Genomic DNA, 10564 nt, shown 5'->3' on the forward strand with positions numbered 1-10564 from the left:
GTGCGTGTGGAACGGGGGGACGCGTCTCGTCGGCACAGTGAGGGTGCAGAGACGGAAGCAGGTCGACCCCCGGCGCGCGAGGCGGCGCCGGGCGGTGCGCGCGTCCTGCCGGTCTACGATCCGGAGCTCGGGATGATCGTCGACCTGCTGCCGTGCGAGCGCGGCCGGACGCACGAGCGTGCATTCGTCGGCGCGCTGCTTGAAACGGTCCGTCCCGGCGAGCTGTGGATCGTCGACGGACGCTTCGATACCGACGCGCTTCTTTCCGGCTGGCCGCGCAGAGGCGGCGCATTCGTGCTGCGTGAATACGGCCGCTCGGCCGCGTGCCGGCCGCTTGGCGACTGGCAGGAAGGCGGCGTGTTCGGCGGTGGGCGCGTGCGCGAACAATCCGTCGGGATGGCCGGCGAAGGCGGCGTGTCGGGTGCGTTTCGGCGCATCGAATGGCACAGCGCGGATTCGCCCGGCGAAATCGTCACGCTGCTGACCGATCTGCCGGCCGAGCGGTTCGACGCACCGCAGGTCGTGGCGCTGTCGTGCCGGCGCTGGCGCGACGCGCTGCCGCTGGCGCTCGAACCCGTCACGGGCGGCGGGCCGTTCGGCGGCGTGCCCGCACGCGCGGCGCTGCTGGCGAGCGGGATCGCCGCGTTTGCATATAACGCGTTCAGCGTGATGACGCGCGTCGTCGGTGGCGCGCTCGATCTCGATGCGCGCGACGTCGACCGCTTGCCGTCGCTTATCGCCGACGGGGTGACGGCGACCTACGCGGGCATGATGATCGCGCTGCCGCCGGACTGGTGGCAGCGTTACGACCAGTTGCCCGCGACGACGCTGGGCCAGATCGTGCGGATGCTCGCCGTGCATGTCGACCCGCGCAGCGAGCGGCGTCGGCGCCGCGACAACCGGCTGTCCGCGAAGTCGCAGGCGTTGCTGCGCGCGGCGACGCTCGAGCGCCTGATGCACGACGACGACGGCGATCCGGCTGCCAATGTGTTCAGCCTGCGCACGATCGCGATGGCGACGCGCGACTTCAGCAGCAATCCGTCGAAGGCGCTGCGGCATGCGGGCGAGGCGCTCGTGATGGTGACCAAGTACAACCGGCCGATCGCGCTGCTCGTGTCGATCGACGACTGGAACCGGCTGCTCGGCGAAGTGCGCGAGACGAGCTTCTCGCGGCTGTCGTTCGATGCGGCGGTGACGCAGCAGGGTGTGCGCGCGGTCGGGTTGGGGGAGTTGTCGCGGGTCTAGCGTTCCGGCCGCGGTGACTGCCGGACACCGTCTTTATCGTGTGTCGCGCAACGCGCTGGCTGGATTCCGTTGCGCCGACATCGAAATACCTGCCAGCACGACCATGGAAGAAGGAACGGGTGCTCGCCCGTCGCGGTTCATTGACGCTCGGGCTACACGGGTTCAGTTGCCGGATAGCCTTATCCGTTGCTGCATTCCGGCATGAAGTACGTACGCCCGTGTACGCATCGAGGCCAGCCCGTCGGCTTCAACTCGTGAGCCGTCGCACCCAGATGACCGACGTCCACGCGAAATTGCCGCTGCCGTAGCGTGCGATCAGCGTGTCGATACGCGTGTTGATCCGCGCCGAATGCACGCGGCAATGCACGATGAAATAGCCGCTGTTCACGCCGACGGCCGAGCCGTCCGGCAGCGTCGGGTTGCCGCCCTGCGCCGGCAGCAGGTATTCGGCGATGTCGCCGGTGCTGACGAAATAGGCCGTCGCGCGCCGGTCGACGAGCCGCTTCGCCTGACTCTGCGACAGTGTCGGAATCGCGGCGACGAGCACGGGTTCGGCGGCGGTGTTCGCGTTGACGACGGTCAGGTCTGGCAGGATCGTCACGAACGGCGCGATCGCGTCGATCGTTCGCGCGTCGTAGCCGGGAATGCGCGCGAGATCGTCGACGGACACGAGCTGCAGCGGCCAGCCGTCCGGGCCGTTCGCGTCGCGCAGCGAGCGCAGCATGTAGTCGGCCGTCGATTGCGCGAGCGCGGGATCGAGCGACAGCTGGCCGAGCAGACGCCGGTACGCCAGCACGCCTTCGCCGCTGGACTGCCACGGCTTGCCGGGCGCGGCGCGCGACACGAGGTTCGTCAGGTTGAAGCGCGCCTGCGCGTCCTCGACGCTGCCGGAGATCCACGCGCGCGACAGCTCGGCGTTGACCGCCAAGGCGTCCGACGGCAACAGGTCAGAGAGCTGTACGTCGGCAACCGGCGCCGACCATGGCTGGCCGACGAACGTGACGTTCGACGTCGCGCTTTGCGCGCGCAGCGTCGCGCGTGCCCACTCGACCGCGGCGCGCTCGATCCACATCGTCTGCGTCGCGAGCCGCTGGTTCTCGACGTCGCGCGTCGCGACCTGCTGGCGCCACAGCACGCTGGCGGCAAGCGTGGCCGCCAATGCGACGACGAGCAGTACCGTCACGATCGCAATGCCGCGTTCGCGTCGAGCCCGCGCCGTCCTTCCAGTCCCGTATCGATGCATCCGCGTGCCTCCGCAGTGTCTGTCGGCGCGGTGCGCTCACACTTCGAACGCCAGCCACGCATGCGCGATGCTCGCATGCGCAGATGACGTGACGCCGAACAGCGCGGCGAGCCCCGCGACCCAGCATGCGAGCGTCGCGGGACGCATGCCGTCGTTTGCCAGCGGGCCGACCAGGCTGGCGATTGCGTGTGTACGCCACAGCAGCAGCACGAACAGCGCGCAGCCGACGGCCATCGCGATGCCGAACATGTGCGCCGCGACCGCCGGACGCCGCGTGAAAGGCATGCGGTGATGCCGCTGGTTCGTCGCAACGATCGCGACCCCGTTTGCGACGGGCACGATCGCCATCGCGAGCCCCCAGAACAGCGGCTGATCGCTCGACGAGTTGATCAGCAGCAGCGTGCCGATCATCCAGGTCGGCGGCGCGAGCAGCGTGAGTACCGACCATGACAGCAGCTGCCACGCGAGCCACGGCGCACGCCAGCGCAGCGGCGGAATCCGCGCGGCATGAGCGGCATGAGCGGCATGAGCGGCATGAGCGGCGGGCGGAAGCGGCCGGCCCGGCATTCCGGCGGCGCCGGACAAACGCCCGGCAAGCCACCGTACGAGCATCGTGGCGAATGACATGGAGGATCCTGTCGTTGACGTGTTCTGTGTTCTGTTCTCAATAGCTAGGACGAAGCGGGCAGCCGCAAGCCGCAGGATTTCGTGCGTACCGGCGTTTTGCGGCGCGGCACATCGCGATTCCGCCGTGCCGCGTAAACGGTCTCGACGATCGCTTGCCGTGTTTCGCGAGCGTTTCGTGAATATCTTCAGCGGAATGTCACAAAAACTTCCCGGTTGAAACCCGAGGATTGTCGGGCTGCTCGCTGGCCCGTCGCGCTTTTCGCGCGTCGGCCGGCCAGACGGCGACACGCTTGCCGGCCGGCCGCGCGCAACGGCGGACCGCCGGGCGCCGTACGTCGGCCAGGCGACGACACGTACACGAAACGGGGGCCACGCAAGGTCATGCACCGCATCTCGCAAGTCTTGCGCGAGGAGCGGCTGCGCGCGCATTGCAGCCCGCTTGCGTCGATCGTTTGCCCGTGCAGGCGGATCGATCGGCGTCACGCAAAAAAACATTGCGGCAATGCGCGCTTCGTTCCGTCTAGGTAGGTGGGAGCTGCGACTTGGTGCGCCGTACGCGGCCCCGACGCGCCGTGCCGGCGCGCGGGAGCACGCGGATACGCGCATTTTTTCTCATCAGGCGGCAGGAAGCCGACAGGTGCATGACAGTGGAACAGTTCGAGGAAACCAGGCCGACCGGCGAGCGCGACGCGCCAGTGGACGACGCATCGGCACGGCAAGCGGAAGCGCTGTCGCCGGTCATCAACCTGCGCGACACGGGGCGCTTCCTGCAGGTGCTCGAGGCGCTCAAGTGCTCGCTGGCCGTGAGCCGTCGCCCGTCGGGCGTCGCCGTGATCGGCGTTGACGATGGCGTTCCCACGCTGTCCGCGTGCCTGTTGCCGCGCTCGATGGGGATGGCCGTGTCGGGCAACCGGCTTGCGGTCGCGACGATGCACGAGCTGATGGTGTTCGCGAACGTGTCAACGCTCGCGCCGCGCTATCCGGCGCGCCCGGATCACTACGACGCGATGTTCGTGCCGCGCATGTCCTACTACACCGGCGATCTCGACCTGCACGACATGGCGTTCGACAAGCACGTCCTGCTCGCGGTGAACACGCGCTATTCGTGCATCAGCGTGATCGACGGCTATTTTAATTTCACGCCGATCTGGCAGCCGCCGTTCGTGACGGAGACCGCGCCGGACGATCGCTGCCACCTGAACGGCATGGCGTTTACCGACGGCAAGGTGCGATTCGTGACCGCGCTCGGCATGAGCAACGAGCCGTTCGGCTGGCGCAGCGGCATGGCAAGCAGCGGCATCGTGATGGAGGTGCCGTCCGGCCGGGTCGTCGCATCGGGGCTGTCGATGCCGCATTCGCCGCGCATGATCGGCGGGCGACTGCATGTGCTCGAAGGTGGCCGCGGCCACGTGCTGCAGATCGATCCGCAGTCCGGCGCGCGGCGTGTGCTCGCGAAGCTGCCGGGCTTCACGCATGGTCTTGCCGAGTACGGCGGCGTGTTGTTCGTCGGGCTGTCGAAGCTGCGCGACAAGCGCGGTCCGCAGGGGTTGCCGATCGAAAGCGAATCGGATGTGCTGGTCGCGGGGGTGGCCGCGCTCGACGCGAACACCGGCGACGTGCTCGGCATCCTTCAGTTCTTCAACGGCGTCGACGAGATCTTCGACGTGCAGGTGCTCCCGAACGTGCGGCGCGCCGAGATCCTGAGTCCGCACCAATGGGCCGAGACGCCGTCGATCGTGACGATGCAGGGCGGCTTCTGGCAGACGCGTCCGCGCGAGGACGACGAACCCGCGAATACGGGGGAACGGGCGTGATGAAGATCGAACGTTGCGGGTTTTCCGGCGTCGTTTCGTCCTTATCGGTAGACGGGGCTCACGCAGGGTGGGGGGCTGCGCCGCAGCGGGCCGGCGGGGTGCTGTGGCTCACGGGGCTGTCGGGTGCGGGCAAGACGACGCTGGCCGACGCGGTGGCTGCGCGACTGAGCGACCGATGCATGCATCCGGTGGTGCTCGATGGCGACCGGTTGCGGACGGGGTTGAATCGGGATCTCGGTTTTACGGTGCAGGATCGTTTCGAGAACGTACGTCGCATCGCCGAGGTCGCGGCATTGTTGAGCGAATCCGGCGCGCTCGCGATCGTCGCGGTCATTTCACCGCTCGCGGCGATGCGCGACGAAGCGAGAGCGATCGTGGGGCCGGCATTCCGTGAAGTGTATGTGAGCACGGCGCTGGCCTGCTGCGAGGCGCGGGATCCGAAGGGGCTGTATGCGAAGGCGCGGTGCGGTGCGCTGCCGGAATTCACGGGCGTTTCGGCACCGTACGAACCGCCGGTGGCAGCCGACCTCGAGATCGATACGGGTCGTGCTTCGCTTGCGACGTGCGTCGACACGCTGATGCAGTTCGCCGGTGCGCAGTTTGGTCGTGCGGTCGATGCGCGGGCGGCGCTGATGCGTCACGGCTAAGTTCGGATCGGTGGGCGGAAACGGCATTGCGCTGACTATGCTAAGGATGACGAATAAATCGTCATCAAAGTGAAACAGGCATTTGATAGCGGAGCGAACGGCTGGCGCGGTGCGCAAAGCTTCGGTCCGGAACAACAAAGGGGAATGGCGCATGCCGCCGAGAGTAGACCGCAAGTCACGCGAACGATGGCGGCTGAACTGCCGATGCCTGGCGGGTGTCGTGCTGGCCGGTGGGCTGGGTTTCGCGCCGGGGATTCATGCGCAGGAAACCGCGCCCGCCGCGAAGGCGGCGCCGGCCGCACCGCAGTCGTTCGACGTGAATGCCTTCGTGGTGCGCGGCAACACGACGTTGCCGACGCTCGAGATCGAGAAAGCCGTGTACCCGTTCGAAGGGCCGGGCCGCACGCTCGCCGACGTGAACGCGGCACGTGACGCATTGCAGAAGGCGTACCAGGATCGCGGCTACCAGTCGGTCGTCGTCGAGCTGCCGCAGCAGCAGGTGAAGAACGGCGTGATCCTGCTGCAGGTGACGGAAGCGAAGGTCGGGCGCTTGCGCGTCGACGGCGCGAAATACAACTCGCCGCAGAACATCCGCGATGCGGTGCCCGCGCTGGCCGAGGGCCAGGTGCCCGATTTCAACCAGGCGCAGCAGCAGCTCACCGACCTGAACCGCTCGGCGGACCGGCAGGTGATTCCGATCCTCAAGCCGGGTGCGTTGCCGCAGACGGTCGACGTCGACCTGAAGGTCGACGATCACAGCCCGCTGCACGGCTCGCTCGAACTGAACAACGACAACAGCCCCGGCACGTCGACGCTGCGCACGACCGCGAACCTCAGCTACTCGAATCTGTGGCAGCTCGGCCACGTGATTTCCGGCACCTACGTGCTCGCGCCGCAGCATCCGAACGATGCGCGTGTCTACGCGTTCTCGTATCTCGCGCCGATCAGGGATTCGCGCTGGAGTTTCCTCGCGACGGTCGTGCATTCGGACAGCAACGTCGCATCGGTCGCGAACACCAACGTGCTCGGCAAGGGCACCACGTACGGCTTCACCGCGATCTATGCGCTGCCGGCAACGGAAACCTATGCGCATTCGGTCAGCGTCGAGATCGACCGCAAGCACTTCGACGAAAACGTGTCGATACCGGGCCAGCCGGGCTCGACCGCACCGCTCACGTATGTGCCGGTGACGCTGTCGTACAACGGCCAGTTGAGCCTGAAGAACTCGCAGACGTCGTTCTCCGCATCGGTGACGACGAACATCCGCGGCCTCGGCAGCGACTGGGGCTCATGGGACAACAAGCGCTACAACGCGACGCCCGATTTCGTGTACGGCAAGTTCGACGTCAACCACACACAGCGCTTCGCGAACGACATGCAGGCCAACGCGCACGTGAACGCGCAGATCTCGAACTCGCCGCTCGTATCGAGCGAGCAGTTCGCCGCGGGCGGGATGAACAGCGTGCGCGGCTACATGCAGGCCGAGGACACGGCCGACAGCGGCGTGATCGCGTCGGTCGAGCTGCGCAGCCCGTCGCTCGCAAAGTGGCTCGGCGGCGCGGTCGGCAGCCGCGTGAACGAATGGCGCTTCCACGCGTTCTTCGATGCGGCGCACCTGTGGCTCTTGAGCCCGCTGCCGGAGCAGACGTCGCGCTTCAACCTGATGAGCGTCGGCGTCGGCACGCGGGTGCAGATCATGAAGTACGCAAGCGCGGATTTCGAGGCCGGATGGCCGTTGAAGGCGGGCGTCTACACGCGGCAGTACAGCCCGCGGTTCGATTTCTACGTAAGGCTGGGGTTCTGACGGATTTTTTTTGATCGTGCCTGGGCGATGCGACGAGCGCGGTGCCCGCACATTCGGGGAGTGGATCGTGAAGCGAGTCTTGTTTTTCCTGTTGGCGGTGATGCTCGGCGTGCTGCCCGGCATCGCGAACGCGTGGTGGCAGAACGACTGGTCGTACCGGAAGGCGATCACGATCGACGCGAGCGCGAAAGGCGCGAACCTCGCGGAATCGGCCGGCCGTGTGCCGCTGCTGATCCGCCTGCACTCGGGCAACTTCCAGTTCGACGGGCTGGCCGACAACGGCGCGGACATCCGCTTCGTCGCCGCCGACGACAAGACGCCGCTGAACTACCACGTCGAGCAATACGATCCGGTGCTCGGTGTCGCGCTGATCTGGGTCGACATTCCGAAGATGCCGGCCGGCGCAGCGGAGTCGATCTGGATGTACTACGGCAACAAAAAGGCGCCGGACGGCAGCAAGCCGGCCGAGACGTTCGATGCCGACTACACGCTCGTCTATCACTTCAACGGCGCGGCGGGTGCACCGCCGAAGGACCTGACCGCGTACGGCAACCATGCGCAGAACGCCTCGTTCAAGACGGTCGAGGACGGCATCGTCGGCAAGGGCGCGCGGTTCGACGGTAACGGGTCGCTGACGCTGCCGGCGAGTGCGTCGCTGAACCTGCCGGCCGGCGGCAGCTTCACGTTCAGTGCGTGGGTGAAGCCGTCTGCGCTCGCGCCGAACACGCTGCTGTACAGCCGTCGCGATGGCGCGAACGCGCTGCTGATCGGCCTCGACAACGGCGTGCCGTTCGCGGAAGTCGCTGGCGGCACGGCGCCGGTGCGCACGCCGGCCGCATCGCCGGTCGCCGCGAACCAGTGGACCTATCTCGCGGTCACGGCCGACGGCAAGAACCTCACCGTCTACGTGAACGGCAAGCAGGCTGCTCAGGTCGCGGCGACGCTGCCCGCGCTGAACGCCGCAGCGACGATCGGTGCGGACGCAACGGGTGCGCCGGCCGGGTTCGCCGCGTATTCGGGTGCGCTCGACGAACTGCGCCTGTCGAAGATCGCGCGCTCGCCGGCCGTGTTTGCGGTCGACGCGCTCGCGCAGGGTTCGGAATCGAAGCTCGTCGCGTACGGCGCCGACGAGAAGCAGTCGGGTTTCGGCTTCGGCTACTTCGGCGTGATCGTGCAGTCGGTGACCGTCGACGCGTGGGTCGTGATCACGATCCTGCTCGGCATGGCGCTCGTGTCGTGGATCGTGATGTGGACGAAGGCACGCTACGTCGGCACCGTCGACAAGGCGAACCAGTATTTCGTGCAGCGTTTCCGCGAAGTGGCCGGGCGTCACCTGGTCGGTCTCGCGCATGTCGACGAAGCGAGCGCCGACGGCCGCCGCCTGTATCAGTCGTCGCTGTACCGGCTGTACAAGGCCGGCGTGCATGAAATCCACAGCCGCGTGGACAACAACGGCCGCACGGTGATCACGTCGGAATCGATCGAGGCGATCCGCGCGTCGATGGACGCGACGCTGGTGCGCGAAAACCAGAAGCTGTCGAAGTCGATGGTGCTGCTGACGATCGCGATCTCGGGCGGCCCGTTCCTCGGGCTGCTCGGCACGGTGGTCGGCGTGATGATCACGTTCGCGGCGATCGCCGCGGCCGGCGACGTGAACGTGAACGCGATCGCGCCGGGTATCGCGGCCGCGCTGCTCGCCACCGTCACGGGCCTGTTCGTCGCGATCCCCGCGCTGTTTGGCTACAACTACCTGCTGATCCGCAACAAGAACGTGACCGCGAACATGCAGGTGTTCGTCGACGAATTCGTCACGCGCCTCGCCGAAGCCCACCGCGCGCCCGATCACGCGGTGCTGGCCGACTGACGCACGCAGGAGACCACCATGCAGGTTCAGGACGACGACAAGCCGTACGACGACATCAACATCACGCCGATGCTCGACCTCGCGTACGTGCTGCTGATCATCTTCATCATCATGACGACCGCGTCGGTGCAGGGCATCAAGGTCGATCTGCCGAAGGCGAGCTCGTCCGCGAGCCTCGCGAAGCCGAAGACGAAGGCGATCACGGTCGCCGATTCGGGGCAGGTGTTCCTCGACGCTTACCCGGTGACGATGGACGAGCTCGAGAGCCGGTTGCGCACCGAGAAAGCGACCAGTTCGGAATTTCCGATCGTGCTGAAGGGCGACGCGGGCGTGCAGTACCAGAAGGTGATGGACGTGCTCGACCTGCTGCGTCGCCTCGACCTGTCGCAGGTCGGCCTGGTGACCGGCAAGGCGAAGCAGGGCGGCTGACGCGATGGAAATGACCTACAACGGCGGCCCGCCGGACAAGGGCCCCGGCCGCTACGTGAAGCCCGTCGCGATCGCGCTGGTGCTCGTGGGCGTGGCCGCGCTGATCTGGCGTTTCGCCGGCGACACCGCGGGCGTGAAGCGCGTGAGCGCGCCGCAGGTGACGACGGTGATTCCGTTGCCGCCGCCCCCGCCGCCGCCGAAACAGAAGCCGCCGCCCGAGAAGGTGAAGGAAGAGGTCAAGACGCCGATCGACCGGCCGACGATCGCGCCGAAGCCGTCCGAGGCGCCGAAGCCGTCGGACAACCAGCCGAAGCAGATGACGATGAATGCCGATGCGCAGGCGGGCACCGACAATTTCGGCATTGGCGCGGGCGACGGTTCCGGCATGTTGGGCAGCGGCGGGGGCGGCAAGTTCGGCAACGCGAGCTATGCGCAATACATGGTGTACGTGCTGCAGCGCGCGATCGAGCAGGACAAGGGCGTGCAGGAGGCCGGCGGCGCGCGGTTCGCGGGCAACCTGAACCTGTGGATGGATGCGTCGGGACGGATCACGAAGGTGACGATCGCGCAGTCCACCGGCGACGCGAAGATCGATGCGGCCGTCGTCGCGGCGGTCGAAGCGCTCGGCAGGGTCGACGAGGTGCCGCCGCCGGCGACTTCGTATCCGGTGCTCGTCAAGCTTCAGGGGCGCAAGCCGGCATGACGATGCGTGCGCGTTACGACGAAAGAATCATGGGGTGGCGCCGTCGCACGGATGCTGCCGGAAAAGAAACGAATATTGTTCGGAGTACTTCGTTGACTGGCAAGATGAACGGACGGGGTGGGGTGCCCCGCAACGGCGCGCTGCCCGCGCGCCTGTCGCGCGTCGGCGCGGCGGTGCGGACGCTCGGG

Annotated in this window: 9 protein-coding genes; 7 read left to right on the forward strand and 2 right to left on the reverse strand. The window is 67.2% G+C overall.

Annotated features, from left to right (window positions below):
• Window positions 1-1245, forward strand: a 1245-nt coding sequence (locus G3N93_RS25460; protein WP_241026688.1) for a transposase, incomplete at its 5' end; no start/stop codon positions are given.
• A 247-nt stretch (window positions 1246-1492) separates the two neighbouring features.
• Here the strand turns inward: G3N93_RS25460 and gspK are convergent.
• Window positions 1493-2488, reverse strand: coding sequence for a type II secretion system minor pseudopilin GspK (gene gspK, locus G3N93_RS25465; RefSeq protein WP_174935743.1), 996 nt, complete (start codon window positions 2486-2488; stop codon window positions 1493-1495).
• A gap of 36 nt (window positions 2489-2524) precedes the next feature.
• The gene (locus G3N93_RS25470; RefSeq protein ID WP_206134209.1) at window positions 2525-3115 is read right to left on the reverse strand and encodes a hypothetical protein; all 591 of its coding nucleotides are present in this window, start codon (window positions 3113-3115) and stop codon (window positions 2525-2527) included.
• A gap of 641 nt (window positions 3116-3756) precedes the next feature.
• Here G3N93_RS25470 and G3N93_RS25475 point away from each other — a divergent pair.
• The 6 genes from G3N93_RS25475 (at window position 3757) to G3N93_RS25500 (ending at window position 10376) form a co-directional block, all read left to right on the forward strand.
• On the forward strand, window positions 3757-4929 hold the full coding sequence (locus tag G3N93_RS25475) for a TIGR03032 family protein (RefSeq protein WP_206134210.1): 1173 nt from the start codon (window positions 3757-3759) through the stop codon (window positions 4927-4929).
• On the forward strand, window positions 4929-5576 hold the full coding sequence (cysC, locus tag G3N93_RS25480; protein WP_241026689.1) for an adenylyl-sulfate kinase: 648 nt from the start codon (window positions 4929-4931) through the stop codon (window positions 5574-5576). The genes G3N93_RS25475 and cysC overlap by 1 nt, the downstream gene beginning before the upstream one ends.
• 151 nt (window positions 5577-5727) lie before the next feature.
• On the forward strand, window positions 5728-7380 hold the full coding sequence (locus G3N93_RS25485; RefSeq protein ID WP_241011943.1) for a ShlB/FhaC/HecB family hemolysin secretion/activation protein: 1653 nt from the start codon (window positions 5728-5730) through the stop codon (window positions 7378-7380).
• Between the two features lie 67 nt (window positions 7381-7447).
• Window positions 7448-9244, forward strand: coding sequence for a DUF2341 domain-containing protein (locus tag G3N93_RS25490; RefSeq protein WP_206134211.1), 1797 nt, complete (start codon window positions 7448-7450; stop codon window positions 9242-9244).
• Window positions 9245-9262: 18 nt separating this feature from the next.
• Window positions 9263-9673 (forward strand): biopolymer transporter ExbD, encoded by a 411-nt coding sequence (locus G3N93_RS25495; RefSeq protein ID WP_206134212.1) that lies wholly within the window; start codon window positions 9263-9265, stop codon window positions 9671-9673.
• Between the two features lie 4 nt (window positions 9674-9677).
• Complete coding sequence (locus G3N93_RS25500) at window positions 9678-10376, forward strand: TonB family protein (protein WP_206134213.1); 699 nt, start codon at window positions 9678-9680, stop codon at window positions 10374-10376.
• Window positions 10377-10564: the final 188 nt, after the last annotated feature.

This window comes from Burkholderia sp. Se-20378, assembly GCF_017104665.1.
GTDB lineage: Bacteria > Pseudomonadota > Gammaproteobacteria > Burkholderiales > Burkholderiaceae > Burkholderia > Burkholderia lata.